Origin of the sequence: Parvularcula dongshanensis, from assembly GCF_014199615.1 — a bacterium.
GTDB lineage: Bacteria > Pseudomonadota > Alphaproteobacteria > Caulobacterales > Parvularculaceae > Parvularcula > Parvularcula dongshanensis.
Window position 1 is genome coordinate 40,895 of the sequence record NZ_JACHOB010000007.1, and the last position, 19,487, is coordinate 60,381.

General features: G+C 66.6%; 15 protein-coding genes. 1 reads left to right on the top strand and 14 read right to left on the bottom strand.

Features of this window, described 5'->3' with window-relative positions; genetic code table 11:
• Nucleotide 1 precedes the first annotated feature (1 nt).
• From GGQ59_RS15275 to GGQ59_RS13795, 8 genes are all read right to left on the bottom strand, one after another.
• Nucleotides 2-406 (bottom strand): ion channel, encoded by a 405-nt coding sequence (locus tag GGQ59_RS15275; protein ID WP_031556402.1) that lies wholly within the window; start codon nt 404-406, stop codon nt 2-4.
• Nucleotides 403-2,799 (bottom strand): copper-transporting P-type ATPase, encoded by a 2,397-nt coding sequence (locus GGQ59_RS13765; RefSeq protein ID WP_221401065.1) that lies wholly within the window; start codon nt 2,797-2,799, stop codon nt 403-405. Before GGQ59_RS13765 ends, GGQ59_RS15275 begins: the two co-directional genes overlap by 4 nt.
• Nucleotides 2,796-3,665 (bottom strand): bacteriorhodopsin, encoded by an 870-nt coding sequence (locus GGQ59_RS13770; RefSeq protein ID WP_051882385.1) that lies wholly within the window; start codon nt 3,663-3,665, stop codon nt 2,796-2,798. The genes GGQ59_RS13765 and GGQ59_RS13770 overlap by 4 nt, the downstream gene beginning before the upstream one ends.
• A 98-nt stretch (nt 3,666-3,763) precedes the next feature.
• Entirely contained in the window at nt 3,764-5,095 is a 1,332-nt protein-coding gene (locus GGQ59_RS13775; RefSeq protein WP_031556408.1) for an APC family permease, read from the bottom strand.
• A complete protein-coding gene (locus GGQ59_RS13780; RefSeq protein ID WP_246408900.1) occupies nt 5,092-5,586 on the bottom strand; it encodes a DUF411 domain-containing protein in 495 nt (164 codons plus the stop codon). Before GGQ59_RS13780 ends, GGQ59_RS13775 begins: the two co-directional genes overlap by 4 nt.
• A 53-nt stretch (nt 5,587-5,639) precedes the next feature.
• Nucleotides 5,640-6,737, bottom strand: a complete 1,098-nt coding sequence (locus GGQ59_RS13785) for a DUF2231 domain-containing protein (RefSeq protein ID WP_183819611.1) — start codon at nt 6,735-6,737, stop codon at nt 5,640-5,642.
• A gap of 12 nt (nt 6,738-6,749) precedes the next feature.
• On the bottom strand, nt 6,750-7,550 hold the full coding sequence (locus GGQ59_RS13790; RefSeq protein ID WP_183819613.1) for a copper resistance protein B: 801 nt from the start codon (nt 7,548-7,550) through the stop codon (nt 6,750-6,752).
• A complete protein-coding gene (locus tag GGQ59_RS13795) occupies nt 7,547-9,541 on the bottom strand; it encodes a copper resistance system multicopper oxidase (protein WP_246408902.1) in 1,995 nt (664 codons plus the stop codon). Before GGQ59_RS13795 ends, GGQ59_RS13790 begins: the two co-directional genes overlap by 4 nt.
• A 586-nt stretch (nt 9,542-10,127) precedes the next feature.
• Between GGQ59_RS13795 and GGQ59_RS13800 the strand changes: the two genes are divergently transcribed.
• Complete coding sequence (locus GGQ59_RS13800) at nt 10,128-10,391, top strand: metal-sensitive transcriptional regulator (RefSeq protein ID WP_183819617.1); 264 nt, start codon at nt 10,128-10,130, stop codon at nt 10,389-10,391.
• A gap of 527 nt (nt 10,392-10,918) precedes the next feature.
• Here GGQ59_RS13800 and GGQ59_RS13805 read toward each other — a convergent pair.
• The 6 genes from GGQ59_RS13805 to GGQ59_RS13830 all read right to left on the bottom strand — a co-directional run bounded on the left by GGQ59_RS13805 (nt 10,919) and on the right by GGQ59_RS13830 (nt 19,434).
• On the bottom strand, nt 10,919-11,677 hold the full coding sequence (locus GGQ59_RS13805) for a hypothetical protein (RefSeq protein ID WP_183819619.1): 759 nt from the start codon (nt 11,675-11,677) through the stop codon (nt 10,919-10,921).
• Complete coding sequence (locus tag GGQ59_RS13810; RefSeq protein WP_183819621.1) at nt 11,671-12,648, bottom strand: hypothetical protein; 978 nt, start codon at nt 12,646-12,648, stop codon at nt 11,671-11,673. The genes GGQ59_RS13805 and GGQ59_RS13810 overlap by 7 nt, the downstream gene beginning before the upstream one ends.
• Before the next feature lie 150 nt (nt 12,649-12,798).
• A complete protein-coding gene (locus GGQ59_RS13815; RefSeq protein ID WP_183819623.1) occupies nt 12,799-13,296 on the bottom strand; it encodes a copper-binding protein in 498 nt (165 codons plus the stop codon).
• On the bottom strand, nt 13,293-16,505 hold the full coding sequence (locus GGQ59_RS13820; RefSeq protein ID WP_183819625.1) for an efflux RND transporter permease subunit: 3,213 nt from the start codon (nt 16,503-16,505) through the stop codon (nt 13,293-13,295). Before GGQ59_RS13820 ends, GGQ59_RS13815 begins: the two co-directional genes overlap by 4 nt.
• Nucleotides 16,505-18,187, bottom strand: a complete 1,683-nt coding sequence (locus tag GGQ59_RS13825; protein WP_183819627.1) for a heavy metal-binding domain-containing protein — start codon at nt 18,185-18,187, stop codon at nt 16,505-16,507. Before GGQ59_RS13825 ends, GGQ59_RS13820 begins: the two co-directional genes overlap by 1 nt.
• A complete protein-coding gene (locus GGQ59_RS13830) occupies nt 18,184-19,434 on the bottom strand; it encodes a TolC family protein (RefSeq protein WP_183819629.1) in 1,251 nt (416 codons plus the stop codon). The genes GGQ59_RS13825 and GGQ59_RS13830 overlap by 4 nt, the downstream gene beginning before the upstream one ends.
• Between the last annotated feature and the right edge of the window lie 53 nt (nt 19,435-19,487).

Genomic DNA, 19,487 nt, shown 5'->3' on the forward strand with positions numbered 1-19,487 from the left:
GTCAGACCTCCTTCTGGACCCATTGGAAGAACGCCGAGGCCGACATCGAGATGGAGAGGAAGCCCGTGAACGATTCCAGGCCTGCCAGAGAAGCAAGGTGGCCGGTGGGCATGACCTTGCCGAGTCCCAGCGTCGTGAAGGTCGCCATTGAGAAGTAGTAGATGTCCATGAAATCCGCCTCTGCAGGCTCCTTGAAGTCACCGAGTCCTAGGGCCCGGCCGAGTTCGTACGCTCCAGCGAAGGCACCCACTTCAGCTAAGTGTAGAGCGAGTAAGACCAGGCACAGGCCCGCAAAACCAGTCGGACCACGGTTCCTGAGTTTTGGAACCGAGGCGGCGAGCACCGCGTAGTGCGTCGTCAGGATACCGACGAAGAGGACGGACGCGATCAGCAGTGCGGCGATCACAGGGACTTCGTCCGCATGCGTAGCGCGTTTCCGATGACGGACACGGAGGACAGGCTCATGGCCGCTGCGGCGATCATCGGGTTGAGGAGGATGCCGGTGAACGGATACAGGACACCCGCCGCGACCGGTACGCCGAGGCCATTGTAAACGAAGGCGAAGAACAGGTTCTGCCGGATGTTCCGCATGGTCATTCGGCTCAGGCGCTGCGCGGCGGCGACGCCCCGCAGGTCACCACGGACAAGTGTGACACCTGCGCTCTCCATCGCCACGTCGGTCCCCGTACCCATGGCGATCCCGACATCGGCTCTGGCGAGGGCGGGCGCGTCGTTGATGCCGTCGCCCGCCATCGCGACCTTGCTGCCCGCTGCTTGAAGCTCGCCGACGATCCGGTGCTTGTCTTCGGGTGACACGTCGGCATGGACCGCGTCGATGCCGACCTCCGCCGCGACGGCCTCCGCCGTGCCCCTGGCATCACCGGTCAACATGACCACTTTGACGCCCGCCTCGTGGAGGAGGCGGATCGCTTCGGGTGTCGACGCCTTGATCGGATCGGCCACTGAAATGAGGCCCGCCGGTTGTCCGTCGACCGCGACGAACATGGCCGTCTCGCCGTTGCGCCTGCGCTCTTTCGCGCGCTTCTCGATATCCCGCGGGAGGCCGCCTTCACGCGCCATCATCTTAGCGTTGCCGATCGCGACGCGACGGCCGTCGACCCGGGCGTGGACGCCTTCACCGGTAACCGATTGAAAGTCCGAAGCTTCGCGCCTGGGGACGCCCCGTTCCTCCGCGCCACGAACGATCGCCTCGGCGAGGGGATGTTCGGATGCGCGTTCGACTGCCGTGGTGAGCGAGAGAAGCTCTGTATCGTCGAAGGCCTCGGTCGGCTCGACGCCGACCAAGGCCGGGCGTCCCTCAGTCAAGGTCCCGGTCTTGTCGACGACCACCGTGTCGACCTTCTCGAAGGCTTCGAGCGCTTCGGCGTTCTTGATGAGGACGCCGTTCTGGGCGCCTTTGCCGGTGCCGACCATGATCGACATCGGTGTGGCCAGACCGAGCGCGCACGGACAGGCGATGATCAAGACCGCCACGGCGTTGACGAGGGCGAAGCTCAGTGCGGGTTCCGGTCCGAAGATCGCCCAGACGATGAAGGAGAGGATGGCGACGACGATGACGGCCGGTACGAAGATGCCGGCAACCCTGTCCACCGAGCGTTGGATCGGCGCGCGGCTCCGTTGGGCTTCGGCGACCATGCGCACGATCTGGGAAAGCGTCGTGTCCTCGCCGACCCGGTCTGCCGTCATGACGAAGGCACCGGTGGCGTTGACGGTGCCGCCGGTGACCGTGTCGCCTTCGGCCTTTCGGATCGGGAGGGGCTCGCCCGTGATCATGCTCTCGTCGACGGACGAGCTGCCTTCCAGCACCTTGCCGTCGACTGGCACCTTCTCGCCCGGTCGTACGCGAAGGCGATCGCCCTCGCGCAGCGCGTCGAGCGGCACTTCGGTCTCCACACCGCCCGGGTCGATGCGCGTCGCGGTCGGCGGCGTAAGCTCGAGAAGCGCTCGGATCGCGCCGGAGGTGGCGCTGCGAGCACGCAGCTCGAGTACCTGCCCGAGCAAAACAAGCGTGACGATGACCGCGGCTGCCTCGTAGTAGACGCCGACATTTCCGTCCGGGTTCCTGAAGGCGGGCGGGAAGACCCCTGGGGTTCCAGTCGCGACGATCGAGAAGAGGTAGGCCACGCCGACGCCAAGCGCGATCAGCGAGAACATGTTGAGGTTCCAAGTGCGGAAGGACTGCCAACCCCGTACGAAGAACGGCCAGGCTCCCCAGAGAACGACCGGGGTGGCGAGCGCCAACTGGATCCACTGCGCCAAGTCGTCCGCGATGAACCGCTCGAACGGGCGATCCGGGATCATGTCGCCCATCGCGTAGATGAAGAGCGGGACGGTCAATACGGCCGACACCCAGAAACGGCGCGTCATGTCGCGAAGCTCGGTCCGGTCCTCTTTACCGACAGTGACGTCCTCGGGCTCCAGGGCCATGCCGCAGAGCGGGCAGGGACCTGGCTTGGGCGCTCGGACCTCCGGGTGCATCGGGCAGGTGTAGACCGACCCGTCGTAGCCCGGTGGGAGGGTGTCGTAGGCGCCAGCCGGCGCGGCCGGCGCAGCGGCGTCGCCGTGACAGCAGTCGTGCGTGACGTCGCCGACCTCATCGCCCTCGCGGACGAGATCCATGCCGCACTTACCACACACGGCAGGGTCGGTGCTTCGCACGTCCGGATGCATGGGACACGCGTAGACGTCGCCAGCGTAACCCTCGGTGACCTGGTCACCTCGGACGACGGGACGGTCGTCGCTCGCTTCGAGCCCTGACCCGGCGTACGAAGCGTTCACGATGCATCCCCTTCGCGAGCCGCTTGGCGGGTACCTTGGGTGCCCCGCCAATCGCCGAGCGCCTGGGTAGCCGGCTCGTACCCGTCGAGCGCGCTCCGTCGCAGGGTGAACCGCGCGAGGATCACGCCGTAGACGAGCTTCGAGAAGATGTCGGCGGTCGTGAACAAGAACTGCCGCATCACGATAACGACCTCCCCCTCTCCGAAGGCAGGCAGCAAGTAGGCGATCGGGTAGAGGCCCCAGAAGAACAGGAAGTAGAAGAACAGGTTCTTCAGCCAGGGATGGAGCGTATCGGGGGTGTGCTGGCGCCCCTCACGCAGGACGCGCCAGACCCCCCAGACCAGGACGAGGAAAGGCAAGGTGCTCACGAAGCCCCAGACGAGCATCGTGCCCACGCTCGCGTGCTCGTAGAACTGCCCGATCAGGCCGGTCCAGATCATGCCGATCGCTGCGACCGTGAGGATCCCGAACCAACGGTGAAGTCGTTGCCTGGGCAGGTTCAATGCGAGCAGCAGCTGCGCGATCAGCAGCGGGATGGTGATGGTCCAGTTCGCGTAGCGATAGGCGTTCGAGAACACCTCGTCCTGGCGCGGCATCCAGCCGCCGAGAGTGTACAGGTATGCGGACTGCCAATCGGCGTACTCACGGTACAGGCTGAGGCCCGCCGCGATCATCACCACCGCGCCGAGCCAGCTTCCCAGCCGGTACTTCGGCGCCAACTGCGTCGAAGACGCCAGGAAGAACACCGAGAAGGCGAGGTGCGCGCCGAAGCCCACCATCAGCAGGACGGCGACGAGCTGCCAGGCAGGATGCGGAAGCACCGCGAAGTTCTCGACGTTCAGATGAACGCTGCTCGAGTCGATCATGTCGTTCTCCGTTTAGTCGCCGGCCGGTCCCGTCTGCCAAAAAACACCCTACCCCCGTACCCATTCCATGGAATCCGACGTATGGGAGTCGTTGAGGTTCACCCGTGCTCCTCGGCATGGCTCTTGGCCTCCTCGTGCGGCTCAGATCGAGCTAGGAACCACCGTTCCAGCGCAAACGTCGCCGCGACGCCGCCGTAAGCGACGGCGACGACGACCCAGTCCGACTGCAGCTTCACCGTGGTGAACGCCGCCAGGACTAGGCCGTCCAGGACGAGTGCGCTCGTCACGATCCAGGCCTTCGCATCGACCTCCTCTCGCAGGTGGCGAAGCACCCCCCAATGGATCGCCATGTCCATGATGAGGTAGAAGATCGCGCCGAGCGAGGCGATCCGGGTCAGATCGAAGAACACGGCGAGCAGGCCCGCCGCGACGACGGTGTAGATCAGGAGGTGATGCTGAAGGTCGCCGGGCAGGTGGAAGTGCCGGTGGGGTATCAGCTTCATCTCCGTCAGCATGGTGAGCATGCGCGAGACCGCGAAGACGCTCGCGAGCAGTCCGGACGCCGTAGCGATGAGCGCGACAGCGACGGTGAACCACTCGCCCCACTGGCCGACCGCGGGGCGGGAGGCCTCTGCCAGCGCGTAGTTCTTCGCTTCGACGATCTCAGGGACCGTCAGCGACGCCGCCACGCCGAATGCCACGATCAGGTAAACCGCGAGGCAGGTCGCGAGCGACCAGACGATGGCCCGGCCGACGTTCTTAGTGGGGTCCTTCACCTCGCCGCCTGAGTTGGTGATGGTCGTGAAGCCCTTGTAGGCGAGGATGGCGAGCGCCGTGCCCGCGACGAAACCAAAGGCGTCCGTATCGTTCGCGATGCCATCGTCGTAGGGCACGAACTCGAAGCCGGCCGCCCACATCGCGACGAGGCCGAAGACGACGATGCCGCCGATCTTGATGATCGCCGCCACCTGGCTGACGCCGCCGATCCACTTGTTGCCGGCCGCGTTCACGACGTAGGCGAAACCGATCAGGCCGACGGCTAAGAGAGCGACGAACAGGCCGTTTTCCTCGGCGCCGAAGGGACGGAGCGCGTAAGTGCCGAAGGTCCGGGCGACCAGGCTCTCGTTGATGATCATCGAGAACGCCATGAGGAGCGCGCAGGCACCGGTCATCGTGCCCTCGCCATACGCCTTCTTGAGATAGGCGGCGATGCCGCCTGCCGACGGGAAGGCGTTCGACATCTTCACGTAGGAGTATGCCGAGAAGCCGCTGATCACTGCGGCAAGCAGGAAAGCGAGAGGGAAGAGGTCGCCCGCGAGCTCGGCAACCTGCCCCGTAAGGACGAATATGCCGGCTCCGATCATCACGCCGGTACCCATGGCGATTGTGCCCCAGAGGCTCAGGCTGCCTTCCTCGTAGTCGGTCTTCATGGTGTCCCCTCTGACCCGTGGATCGCGAAGACGGAACGGTTGCCCGCACCGTCGAACAGGATGGTGCGGTATGTGGGCCGAGGGCCGTCCGGCACCTCCATACCCGGGCTGTTCGGCACCATGCCGGGCAGGGCGAGCCCGATGCCGTCGGGCCGTTCGCTCAGCAGGCGTTCAATGTCCGGCGCGGGGACGTGGCCTTCGATCACGTAGCCGCCGACCTCGGCGGTGTGACAGCTGGCGAGGTCGTCCGGCACGCAGAGGCGGCGGCGCACGGGGGCCAGGTCGGCATGCTCTACCACGCGGACGTCGAACCCAGCCTCATCCGCGTAAGCTGCCCACTCGCCACAACACCCGCACCATGGCGTCTTGTGTACCAACATCGTCCTGTCGTGGGCGCCAACCTTCTCCGTGTCAGTTCCCCTGCGATCGCGTTCAACGAGGAAGACGACTGCCAGTACGACGAGGACCGAGAACGCTGTGAGGATGGTCAAAGGACCACGACTCGTCGCCGCACCGACCAAACCCTGATGTTCGGAGCGCGGCATCAGTGCGCGTGTCCCGGTTCGCCGTGTGGCGCTGGCTCGTCCGCCATTGATCCGGCTTCTTTGGATGAGGAGGGTGCGGGCGTTCCAAAGCTCCAGTGCAGATGCGTGACGAGCCAGCCGTCCGGCGTCTCTTCCATGATGGCCGTCTCAACCAGCGGTCGCGCTTCGTCTCGGGCGACGGTGGTCACCTCGAAGGTGGTCAGCACCAAAGCGGCCGCTTCACCGAGCGAGCGGACGGAACGGCCGGTTCGCTGCATCTTCCGCGCGGTCGAGGCGGCGAGGTCCGATCCCATGTGGTGAGACGCGTAGGCGGCCAGACCATCCTCGACGCCGCCGCCCTCCGCGACGAGGAGTCCTTCAGAAAGCACCGACCGCAACGCGACCTCGTCGCCGGCAGCGTAAGCTGCGGCGAGGCTCTCAGCGACCGCTTCGGGTGATGACTGGTCGACGTCGACCGTGGCCGGCTGCGTCGCCTCCGCGGTTCCCAACCCTTCGTCATCGTGCGAATGGCCGTCCACGCCGGACCCGGCTGCCCCCTCGTCGTCATGGTGACCTGGGTCGGCATCCTCACCGTGCGGGTGGCCGTCGCTCTCGACGGCGGAAGTGGTTCCCTCGCCATGGTCGTGGTCGTGGCCGTCGCCGCTCCCAGCTTCGGGAAGGCTCTCCACCCCGAGGCCGTAGGAGTAGACTAGTTGACCGCCCCACCAGGCCGTGACGCTGAGAAGCGCCGCCGATACGATCACGCCGGAAGAGAGGGCCGTCGACGGCCTCCGAGCCCGCCGCCACCACCGCCAAGCGGCGAGCAGGACGACGAGCGTCCCGGTCGGCACCGCCCAGTTCCGGTGGGTGGTCATCGCCTCGTGGCTGGGGCCGTCATGGGCGACGGAGTAATAGGCTTGGAACCCGGCTGCGATCGTGAGGACGACGGAGACCCCTGCGAGGAAGAGGCTCCAGTCCGCAGCGGCCGATAGACCCGGCCTTTGCCGGAACCGCGGCAGGAGAGCGAGGCCGTAGAGGCCTGCGGCGACGACCGTCAGCGCGTAGGCGAAGTGGACGAGGACTGGGTGGATGTTGGGTTCGATCAGGTCGAGCGTCATGCTGGCTCTCCTTCAGTACCAAGAGCGGATACCGAGGACGAGACGGGCGTCGTTCGGATCGCCGCCTGAGTCCTGGGCGATCTGGCTGGTCTCTCCGAGCGCGGACGACCAGGCGACACCGACATAGGGCGCGAACTCACGCCTGATCTCGTAGCGCAGGCGCGTCCCGACGCTGATACCCGTGAACCCGGCACCCAGGTCTTGATAGCCGACATCCTGGGCCGCTGCCTCGACTTCCAGCCGGGGCTGCAGGATCAGACGCTGCGTCAGCAGCACCTCGTACTCTGCCTCGAACCGGGCAGTCAGGTCGCCGTTCTCGGACAGGAACAACGCCCCATCCACCTCGAACCAGTAGGGCGCGAGGCCCTGGAGTCCGACCACTGCGTAGGTCTCGCCGGACGGCTCGAAGTCCTGCCGGATGCCCGCTTGCAAATCGAAGTACGCCGTGATCGCGCGAGAGTAGAGGAGTTGGACTTCGGCCTCCTCGAACGCGTTCTCGCCGAAGTCGTACTCGCCCTCGGACTTCACCCAGGCCTTGTTGATGTCGCCACCATAGTAGCCTTGCACGTCCCAAAGCCCGACGCCGTCCTCTCCAGTGTCCTGCCACTCCAACCGGTCGGTCATCAGGAGGCCGTAAGGCGTCTCTCCGTTCTCCTCTAGAACGCGGTCACGGGCTCGAGCCATGACTGCTGGACCGTACACGTCGTCGGCCGCGTTCCACGGCGGGTTCTCGGGTGCCTCCTGGGCATGGGCTGGCATGACGGCTGAGCCGAACGAGATGAGCGCTGTGGTGAAAGCAAGGGGGCGCTTCATCGGCCACCCCCCATGCCGGGCATGTCTGTCATCGTGCCTGCCGGTTCCGACGCCTTCGGTCGCCCTTCCATGCCCCCATGATCCATGCCGTTCACCGGATCGACCAACGTCTCATCTGGGTTCGTCGCGACCGGTGGTCCCATGCCGACCATCTCGAGCGGCGGCCTCTCCTCGATCGGCAACACGCTGACGACCTGCATCATGCCGGCATGCATGTGGTAGAGGAGGTGGCAGTGGAACGCCCAGTCGCCGAGCTCGGGCGGGGTGATGTCCACCGAGAGCTTCTCGCCGGGCTTGGTCAGGATCGTGTGCAGGCCGGGAAGGTAGCGCTCGCCGTCCGGATCCCGGTCGTAGCCGGGAATGACGAGGTCGAAGAACATCCCGTGCAGGTGGATCGGGTGGGGCATCATCGTGTCGTTGACGAGGGTCAGCCGCACGCGCTCGCCCTGGTAGAACTTGATGCTCTCCTTCACGTCCGAGAACTTCACCCCGTCGAACGCCCACATGTAGCGCTCCATGTTCGAGGTAAGGTGGATCTCGACCTCCCGCTCCGGAGGTCGGACGTCGGCGTTCGGACGCAGGCTGCGGAGTTGCGCGTAGGTGAGGGTCCGGTGCGGAACGTGCTCTAGCCCGATGCCAGGCTCGTCGAGCCGGTTGATGGGGTTCATCGCCGTCGTCGCCACGCCTGGGCCGTCGGGGTGACGGTGCGCCTCCATCTTCATCTCTCCGCCGCCCATGTTCATGCCAGCCATAGCGCCGCCCATCGCCGTGCCGTTCGAAGGCGGCTCCGGCTTCATCCCTTTCGTGGTCTCGGTCTCCGGGTAGGTCAGCGCATGTCCCTGACCTTCCATGCCAGGCTCGCTCGGGGTCGCGCCGGCCATCTCCATTCCGGCCATGCCGCCCATTCCAGACATGCCCATGTCCTTCATCGTCAGGAGGGGGCGGGGGCGCAGAGCAGGGGCCTCGGCGATCTGGCCGAGGCGGGGCGTCAACGTGGCGAGCGCCTGGTCCGACCCGTCGATCGACGCGGCGACGAAACGGTAGGCGCGATCCTTCGGCTCGACAATCACGTCGTACGTTTCGGCGGTGCCGATCTGGAACTCGTCCGTCTCGACGGGGCGCACGTCGAGGCCGTGGACGTTCACGACCGTCATCGGAAGGTCAGGAATGCGGACGTTGAAGATCGACATGGCCGAGGCGTTGATGATGCGCAGGCGCACGCGCTCGCCTGGCGCGAAGAGGCCCGTCCAGTCGTCAGTCGGGCCGTGGCCGTTGACGAGGTAGGTGTACTGGGCACCGGTCACGTCCGCGATGTCGGTCGGCGTCATGCGCATGCCGCCCCACATGGCGCGGTTCTCGATCGCGGCGCGGAAGCCGTCCTCCCGGGCGTCCGCGACGAGGTCGCCGACGGTCCGCTTTTGAAAGTTGAGCGTGTCGCCCATCTTCTTGAGTTCGGCGAAGAGGCGGTGCGGGTCTTCGAAGGTCCAGTCGGACAGGACCATGACGTACTCGCGGTCGTAGGGTGCGGCTTCCTCACCGGCGGCGTCGATGACCATCGGGCCGTACAGGCCAAGCTGCTCTTGGAAGGCGCTGTGCGAGTGGTACCAGTAGGTTCCCGACTGGATCAGCGGGAAGCGGTACTCGAAGGTCGAACGCGGCGCGATGCCAGGGAAGCTGACGCCTGGGACGCCGTCCATATCGAAGGGGACGAGCAGACCGTGCCAGTGAACGGACGACCACTCGTCGAGTGTGTTGTGGACCCTCAGGGTGACCGTCTCGCCTTCCTTCAAACGAACGAGCGGCGCGGGCAGACTGCTATCGATCGCTACGCCCATCGCAGCGCGTCCATCGATCCGGACGGGAGAGCGCGCGATGCGGAAGTCGTAGGTCGTCTGGGTGGTCGGGTTCAGTCCTGTGTTTCCGCCGCGTGCGTCGCGCGCCCAAGCGGGCAGAAGAGCGGAAGCAGCGAGACCGCTGGCAGCGGTCCCCATGAAAGTGCGTCGTGTTTGCATGATGTCCTCGAGGCTTGATATTCGTCCGGCGGAAGGCATGCGGCAAACGGCCGCCAGACGAGCGTCAAGCGATCAGGACATCGAACCTGCTGATGGGGGTCGGTGCAGCCGGCGGTGGACCCCGCGGAGCGTGAAGCACCCACCCCTCGCGGACAGCGACTATGGCTATAGAAAAAGCGGGAAGGATGGCATCGGAAGCTGCCGGACTATCGGACGCGCTGGCAGCCTCTGCGATGACCAGCGCCTTGGCAACCGTGCAGTGCTCACAATCATCGGGTGGACAATCCTCCGGGGGGCAGTCGCCAGTCGCCAACTGATTGTTCTTTAGGTGGTGACCGACCTGGTCGGCCTGATGGCCATCGCCGACATGTCGAGCCTTCTCAACGGTCGCTGACGCCCGCAACGCGATAGGCTCACCTTGCGCTGACAAACAGCCGCACAGTGCCTGCCCTAGCACCAGCAAAGCTGCTAGAGCTGGAAGCAACGGTCTGTCACTGCGGGGAAATCCCACGTCGGCAACCCTCCTCACAATAGAAGCAACATATACCGTGCCCGGGTAGCGTCAATGAACCAAGACACAATCAAGCGGCTTCGTCGCATCGAAGGCCAAGTCAGAGGTATCTCGGGCATGATCGAGGATGATCGCTATTGCATCGATATTCTCCACCAGATCACGGCCGTGAAAGCAGCTCTCCGTAAGGTCGAGAGCCAGATCTTGAAGGATCACGCAGCGACTTGTGTCGAGAGCGCGCTGTCTACGAAGGACTCCAAAGCGGGCCGCGAGAAGTTCGATGAGCTGATTGAGCTATTCGAGCGGCAGTCCCGTTAGGAAACCCTACCTGGGTATATGCGCTGGGTCGAGAAGGCCAAGGGAGCTTCGGCAGGTGCCGTATTTGCTGGCAGAGCGGATTGCCGCCGACCGCGAGCCCCGCATCGAGAGCATGGCAGATCATGGCCAACGCGGGCGGCTCGGCTGTCGCGTGGCGGCTCGATTGAGCGGAAGGTAGGTCCGAGGTGCCACACAGGCGTTTTCTGAATGACACCCCTTCGCGGATATCTTTCATGACAGGCACCAAGAGCGAGGTGTTGATACGTTACGAGTCCTAATACTCAAAGAGGCATAATGGATCCCGAAAGTCTGATGAAAGGATCAGTTTTCGGATCTTGTGCCCAGCGCAGAGTGCCTGGAAAGCATTTGTCAAACTCAGCAACACAAACTTAAGTTCGCGGCAAGGAGCGGGTCGACGGAAGATATCAACGCGGCGATGGGCTTTAAGATGTCCGGTGCTTGTAGCTCGTCTCGCCGTAACTTCTTTTGCTGACGCGTTCGGCCTTACCACATACCGGCCGAGACCTTCACGCCTCCAACCCGTAGAAGCGTCCCAACAATGTGGCGCCGTCGTCCAGCGCCAAACCGGGGACGACCGCAGAAGGATCGTACCCGTCGGTCTCGACGTCGTTTATGAAGGCGGTCAAGTCACTTCTGATTTGGTCGGCGACGTCGATCTTTCCGGTCGCGGGAAGTAGCTGGGTGAGCCGGAAAACATCGGCACGATGCTTCCTGATATCCTTTGAGGCGACCCGTTCACCCGCTGCGTGGCGTCGGGAGAGATCAAGGAAAGCCCGGGCCTTGAACGGGATGAGGGTCGCCGCGTCGATTAAGCTGAGCCCGTTCTTTGCGACGCGTCGTTCGAGCAGCAGGTTGTAGTAGTCGTCGTCGACGAGAATTGCAGACAGGCTTAGCGCTTCATCTTCGATTGGAATTGGCGATAGGGTCGCATCCTCCGGCAAGAGAGGAACGTCTGGCCTCCGGGCGAACAACTCGATCATCGCAGGGTAGTCCGCCCGCTCAGGCTTGTGAAAACGGTAGAACTCCTTGCGCCCACTAGATCGTTCTCTCGCGCTATAGCCCCCAGCGTCCAGGAACTCCTGAAACCGGGCTGCGAAGGCGCTGTCGACGACCTCGATGCAGAGGACCACGTCGAGATCTTTCGTTGCGCGGAAATCGATACCGGCTTCGCCGAACAGCACGTCGCACGCGGCGCCGCCAATCAGCGCATAGCTATCACCGAAGTCGGCGAAGTGCTCCGTGAAGCGAGCAAGCCCTTTCACCATTCTAAATTCTCCAGCATATCGTAGGCCGCGCCCGACACGCGTTCATCGGGGTCGTTCCAGAACTGCGCGTAAAGGGAGAGGGGGTCCACGATCCTGTCCCGGGAGAGCAATCGCGGATCGTAGCGCCAAACTTCAAGCCTGGCTTCAGCCTCAACATAGACATCAACTTCTTCGCATGTGCGATCGCCCTTCAGCCGCTTCGCTTCGTGTTGACTCACCGCGTAGCATCGCAATTCGTTAGCATCGATCATGGAGAGTTCTCCGAGTGCGGACAGCCCTCCAAGTTGTAGCGGTTCCGGATCACGCCGCCACCGCACGCGGTGCTCGCGAAGAACAGGGGTGGTGAGCAGCGTCTTCGCACTGTCGATCAGCGTTTTCGGATCGGACCGAAACCGCAGAAGCTTTACACGGCCAGATCGTTGGATCCGGCCCAAAGAGAAGCCGGCCAACTCGTCGAACGCGCGTCCGACAGTCATGGCTGAGTAGCCCAGGTGGCCCGCCAGTTCGCTGACGGGCATCGGCCAGTCCTCAGGGTTCAGAAGGTAATGGAAGAAGACGGCTTGCGTTGCGGGCGCCATCTGGTCGCGCTTCGGCGGTGCCGGCGATATGAAGTGCTCTCGAAGATCGATCGCTAATTCGGGAAAGTAGAGCTGGTTGCCAGGCACGATGAACGGCACGCCGGCCTCGATGAGGCGGTCACGGAAAGTCGAGGACATCGACGAAGAGGCGAACGCGACAGGCCCCTCGTAGACGTTTCGGACCTGTCGAACATGCTTCTCGATGTTCGACGGACGAGGTTCTGCGTCGCCGTGGAAGCTCATCACCAGGCAGGCTATGCGCTCGATAACGAGCTCAGCGAAGTCGTAGCCTCTCGCCAAGAAGACCGGTAGCCCGTCTGCGCCGCCCCATGCCCGAACTTTCACCCGGGTGTGAAGCACCTTCTCCAGGTAAGCCCGGAGAGGTGTCGCCAACCGGTCGTGTTCGATATGTCGTTCGCTATCTAACATTGGAACCGGACACTAACACGCTATATGTTATCATTCAACGGCGGTGTTAGTGTCCTGAGCCAACGTCAACTTCTGCATTGTCGGTAAAGGGGGGGAAGCCGGAACGTCCGGCGTTCAGCGATCATGCCCCATCCCGTTACGCATGCCCTCGGGCATCATCTCGTGCATCGACGCCATGCAACGCTCGTGTTCTTGGCCTTCGATGTCGCAGATCGCGCTGATCCGGTAGGTACTGTCTCGGCCCTTCTCGAGCATGAAGTGAACCTCGTCCCCGGCTTCTAGCGCGGCCAGATCTACACCGCGCTTCGCTTCGAAGAACATGGTCATTGCGGCCATGCCGACGCCCTCAATCGCGTCATGGTCGATACGGACGCGGTTACCATCCTCGTCGATCTCGACGACGCGGCCCTTGCCCATGCCCATCGACATATCACCACGCATCATGGCGTCATGATCCATGCGGTCCATGTTCTGCATGTCGGCTGCCTGCATCGGCATGGCAGCCGCTCTGTCGGTGGGTGCGGTCGTCGCCGGTTCGTCGACGCTCGCATCTTCAACGCCGCAGGCGGCGAGAAGCAGGGTCGCCGCGCTCATCGTCAAGATCGTTCTCATATCGTTTCTCCTATGGGTAGGGCAGGATCGCGCGGAAGATCGCGGTCCCGTCCGGCGCGCGCGGACAAAGACCGGCCGACCCAGAGACCGACGATCACGGGGATGACGATCAGAGTCAGGAGGGTGGTCGTCACCATGCCGCCCAGCATGGGCAGGGCGATCCGGCGCATGACGTCCGCGCCGAGGCCGTCGGTGACGAAGATCGGGGCGAGGCCGACGATGATCGTCGTCACCGTCATCAGCTTGGGCCGGACGCGGGCGACAGCGCCCGCCGTGACCGCTCGGGTGAGGCCGGCCTCGTCCGAAGGCTTCGCCTCGCGAAGCTGCTGGTCGATGTAGAGAAGCATGACGACGGCCGTCTCGACCGCGATGCCGCCGAGCGCGATGAAGCCGACGGCGACCGCGACCGACATCTCGTAGCCCGCGAGGTAGACGGCCCAGAGCCCACCGATCAGGCCGAAAGGCAGCGACAGGAGGACGATCAGCGTGCGGTCCAGCCTGCCGAAGTGCAAGAGGAGCAAGAGGAAGACGAGGAGCGCCGCCGCCGGGACCGCGATGGACAACCGCGCTCGCGCCTCCTGGAGCTGCTCGTACTGCCCGGACCACTGCAGCGCGTAGCCCGGCGGCAGGTCCACGGCCTCGGCAACGACGGCGCGGGCCTCCTCGACGTAGCCCCCGAGGTCGCGATCCGCGATGTCCACGAAGACCCAGCCGGTGAGCCGCGCGTTCTCCGAGCGGATCATGGGCGGCCCGTCCGCGTAGGACACGCTCGCCACTTCGCCCAAAGGGTAGTGCGCCCCCTCCGGTCCCGGCACCAAGACGCGCGCGATGTCCTCGGGCGTCTCGCGATAGGGGCGATCGTAGCGCAAGGTGACGCCGTAACGCTCGCGCCCCTCGACGGCTTCGGTCAGGACCGTCCCGCCGAGCGCAGTCTGCACGACCATCTGGAACGTGCCCATGTCGATGCCCCGGCGCGCGAGCTCCGAGCGGTCCGGCTCGACCTCGATGTAGCGCCCGCCGAGCACGCGGTCGGCGAAGGCGGAGCGGGTGCCAGGCACGTCCGCCACTACACGCTCGACTGCTTGGGCGACCTCCGCGATCACGGAGAGGTCGTCGCCGGTCACCTTGATCCCCACCGGCGTGCGCACGCCGGTCGAGACCATGTCCATGCGGATCTTGATGGGGTAGCCGAAGGAGTTGACGAGGCCCGGCATCTGGGTGGCGCGGTTCAGCTCGCCGATGATGTCCTCCACGTCCACGCCGTCGCGCCATTCGGACTTCGGGCGAAGCTCGATCCACGTCTCGATCATCGTCAGCGGCGCGGGGTCGGTCGCCGTGTCCGCCCGCCCAGCCTTGCCGAAGACGTTCTCGACCTCCGGCACGGTCAGCATGGCGCGGTTAGTCTGCTGCAGGATCTGACGGATCTTAGTCTGGCTGACCGAGGGCAGGGTGGTCGGCATGTAGAGCAGCTCGCCTTCGTAAAGCGGCGGCATGAACTCCGAGCCGATGCGCGTCGCGGGCCACAGCGCGCTGAGCATGAGGAGCCCGGTGACGACGAGCGTCGCCCAGCGCTTGCGCAGCGCGAGCGCCAGCGCGGGCCGGTAGGCCCGCACGAAGAGCCGATTGACCGGGTTCTCGTCCTCCCGCCTGATCCGGTCGCGCAGGAACAGGACCATCAGCACGGGGACGAGCGTGACCGACAGCGCCGCGGCGAACGCCATCGCGTAGGTCTTAGTGTAGGCCAGCGGGCTGAACAGGCGGAAGCTCTCGCCCGTCAGCGCGAAGACCGGCAGGAAGCTGACGACGATGACGAGCAGCGAGAAGAAGATGCCGGGCCCGACCTCGCGGGCCGCGTCCACGACGATCCGCTGGCGCTCACGCTCGCCGACCCGCCCCTCCTCGCTCCCTGATTGGGCCTCGGACAGCTTCCGCGCCGCGTTCTCGACCATGACGATGGAGGCGTCGACCATCGCACCGATGGCGATGGCGATGCCGCCGAGCGACATGATGTTCGCGGTCACGCCCTGCGCGTTCATCACGAGGAAGGCGGCGAGGACGCCCAAGGGCAGGGTGATGACGGCGACCAGCGCGGCGCGGGCGTGCAACAGGAAGATCAGCGTCACCAGCGCGACGGCGATGCCCTCCTCGATCAGCTTGTGCTCCAGGTAGCTGACGGCCCCTTCGATCAGCGGCCCCCGGTCGTAGACCGAGACGACCTCGACGCCCGCGGGCAGGCCGGGCGCGAGCTCGGCCAGGCGGGCGCGGACATCTCGCGTCACGGCCAGCGCGTTCTCGCCGTCGCGCATGACGACGATGCCCGCGACGACGTCGCCCTGGCCGTTGAGGTCCACGGCGCCCCGGCGCAGCGCCGGCCCCTCGACGATCCGTCCGAGGTCGGACAGCGTGACCGGCGTGCCGTCGCGCGCGCTGACGACGACCTGTTCGAGGTCCGCCACCTCGTTCACGTAGCCGGATGCGCGGACGACGTACTCGGTCTCGGCCTGCTCGATCGTCCGCCCGCCGACCTCGCCAGAGGCCGAGCGCACCGCCTCGGCGACGCGCGTGATCGGCACGTCGAAGGCGCGCAGGCGCAGGGGGTCGATCAGCACCTGGTACTCGCGCTCGTAGCCGCCGACCGAGGCGACCTCCGCGACCCCGTCCAGCGCGACGAGTTCCAGCTTCAGGTAGTAGTCCTGGATCGTGCGCAGGTCCGCGAGGCTCCGCTCGCCCGTCCGGTCCAAAAGCGCGTACTGGTAGACCCAGCCGACCCCCGTGGCGTCCGGCCCCATCTGCACGTCGGCCGCGTCCGGCAGGTCCGTACGGACCCGCGCCAGCGCGTTCGCCACCCGGTCGCGCGCCCAGTAGAGGTCCGTGCCGTCCTCGAAGACGATCGTCACGAAGCTCGTCCCGAACATGGACGCGGCGCGCACGTCCTCCGTGCGCGGCAGGCCGAGCAGCGCGGAGGAGAGGGGGTAGGTGACGAGGTCCTCGACCACCTGCGGGGACTGCCCGGGGAAGTCCGTGCGGACGATGACCTGCGTGTCGGTCAGGTCGGGGATCGCGTCGAGCGGCGTGCGGAGGACCGCGAGGGTGCCCGCGACCGCCAAGGCGAAGCTGAGCGCGAGCACGATCAGCCGGTTTCGCACGGACCAGCCGATGATGCGCGCCACCCAGGAGCGCGAAGGATCCTGCCCTGCGAGGTCGGCCATCAGTGCGCGTGCCTCAGGGGGGCTTCGGCGTCAGCGTCGCGCTCCAAGGGCGCGGCGCGGGGAGCTACGGGGTCGCGCGGCTCGGGGCTCGCCATCGGGTCGGGCCAGGGGACGACCGTGAAGGCCTCCTCGCCGTAAGGGTTCACGGGTGTACCGCCCTCCTGCAGCCACAGCCGCCCTTCCCCGGTACGGTAGAGCGTCAGCCCGGCCTCGTCGTAGCGGGCGGGCGCCCCCTGCAAGAGCCAAGGGCGCTGGGCGTCCGTCAGCGCGGCCAGCGCGGCCTGCACCCCGGCCGCGTCCGTCGCCGCTTGGGCCCGCCGCACGGCGGCCTGAGACGCGGCGATGATCGGCTCGAGCCGCGTGCCCGCGTAGCGGGCCCGCAGCGTGTCCCCGACCTCGACGGTCGCGGCCAGGAAGCTCGGCTGGACGTCGTAGCCGTCCACCAGCGCCTCGTGCAGGTAGAGCGCCGCGTCAGGGAAGTGCGTGACCGCCGCCAGCGCCTCTGCGTCGAGGGGCAGCTCCGAGAGCGGCGTGTCCGGCCCCGCCACCACGGCGGCGGGCGAGGCGTAGTCGGCGAGGCCCTCCGTCAGGCTCGCCTCGCTGTCGAGCAGGAACTGGCCGGACACGACGACCTGCTCGCCGGGGCTCAGGCCGGCCGTCACCTCGGTCAGGCCGAGCGCGCTGAGGCCGGTGACCACGCCGCGCGGCGCGAAGCGGCCCTCGCCGAGCGCCAGCACCACGTGCGCGCCGCGCCCGTCGCGCAGGACCGCCTCGGACGGCACGGCCAGACGCTGTGCGGCGTCCACCGCGAACGCGACGTCCGCGTAGGCGCCTGGCATCAGCCGCCCCGCCGCGTTGTCCAAGACCAGCCGCGCCTCGCCCGTGCGCGTCTCGGGGTCCACGGTCGGGTGCACGTAGTCCACCACGGTCTCGATCGGCCCGGCGAAGCCCTGGACGGTGACGACGGCGGGCGTGCCGACCTCGATCTCGGGCAGGTCGCCGGGCTCGATCGCCGCCGTCACCCAGACGGTCGCGTAGTCCTGGATCACCATGATCGGGTCGCCGGGACGCAGGTAGCTGCCCTCGCGGACGCTGAGTTCTGCGACGATGCCACCGGCCTCGGCGAAGACCGGCACGCCGTCGCCAGCGCCCGCGCCTGCCAACGTGCTGATGGCGCGCGATTGTACGCCCAGGGAGCGCAACCGCGCCTCGGCCGATGTACGACGCGCGCCCCGCGCCGCGCGGTAGTCGGCGAGCGCCGCAGTGATGTCGGGGCTGTAGAGCCGATAGAGGAGCTGGCCTGCCTCCACCGCGTCGCCCTCGGCGGCGACGGCGAGATCCTCGATCCAGCCCTCCACGCGGCTCGCGACCACCGTCTCGGTCCGCTCGTTCGCCGTCACCGTGCCGTAGGCGCGCACGATGCGCCCGAAGTCGCGGACGGCCGCGGGGGCGGTGACGACGCCCATGGTCTGGATCACCTCGGGGCTGACGCTGACGTAGCCCTCGCCGGTCCCGTCGGGTTCGACGTCAACCGGCACGAGGTCCATGCCGCAGATCGGGCAGGTCCCGAACTCGTCCGACACGTAGTGGGGGTGCATCGGGCAGGTCCACCGCTCCGTCTCCTGCGCGGCGGCAGCGCTCACCGAGAGGAAGGCGGCGAGGACGATCAGGAGCGTTCTCATCGGACGGTCTCCTCATCGATCGCGAGCAAGGCGTTCGCCCGGGCCGCCGCCGCCGTTCGCCGCGCGCGCTCGGTCGCGACCTCCGCTTCGAGCCCAAGCCGCGCGATCTCGCCGTCGAGCACGGCGGAGTAGTCGCCGTAGCCCGCCTCGTAGGCGCGCCGCTGCGCCGCGATGCGGTCTGCCAAAGCCTCGGCCTGCTGTTCTAGGGCGGTCACGCTCTCTTCTGCCGCACGCGCCTCTGCGATGAGCCCCTCGTACCGGGCGCGCGTCATCCTTGCCGCCGCTTGCAGCCGCGCCTCGGCGGCGGCCTTCTCCGAGCGCGCGGCGCGCAGGCGCGGGGCCTGAGACCGGCTCGCATAGAGCGGGACGGTCAGCGTCACCTGCGCGGACACCCAGTCGTCGCCAGGGAAGGGAACGGTCGCGCCGTCGGCGGACGCCTCGCGCTGCTGGTAGGTCAGCCCGACGCTCCAGTCCGGCCGGTAGGCCCCGCGCGCGAGATCGACGCCCGCCTCGGCCCGGTCGATGCCGCGCGCGGCGAGCGCCACGTCGTAGAAGGCCTGAGCCGCGCCGGACCAGGCGAGGATCGGCACGTCCGGCGCCTGCGTCCCTTGGGGAACCAAGCCGACGAGTTCGGCTAGCTGCGCTTCCACGCGCGCAGACTGGCCCGTTAATAACGCGCGTCGCTGCGCGACGCCTGCCCGCTCGGCGTCCACCGCGCCGAGCCGGAAGGCTACGGCCTGCCCCCCGGCAAGCTCTGCTTCGATCGCCTCGGCCAGCTCGGCATAGGTCGCGTCCTGCCGCGCTAGGACGTCGCCGCGTTCGACGAGCGCCGTCCGCTCCGCAAGCAAAGCGATCAACTCCGCGCGGAGCCGCGTCCGCTCGGCCGCCAGGCGGACCTCTGTCGCGGATGCCTCGGCGAGGCCCTGTGCGGTGCGGGCGCGGCGGGTGAGGGCGTCAGGGATCTGCTGGCTCGCGCCGAGCGCCTTGTTGGTGGGCAGGAACCGATCGAAGCCCGGATCGACGAGCGGCAGGTTGTTGACGCCCGCGCTGAGGACAGGGTCGGGCAGGGCGCCTGCGGCCCGTGCCCGGTCGCGCTGTGCCGACGCTTCCAACCGGATGGCGGAGAGCGTCGGGTAGTCGTCGAGCCGGGCCGCGACCTCAGCGAAGGGCTGCGCCAACGCGGGCGATGCGATCGCGACCAAGATCGCGATGAGGGGCAGGGCGAGCCTGCGAGCGTGTGAGAACATGGAACGGTCCAGCTGAACGAGCGAAGGCCCACACGCAGGGAGCGCGCGGGCGG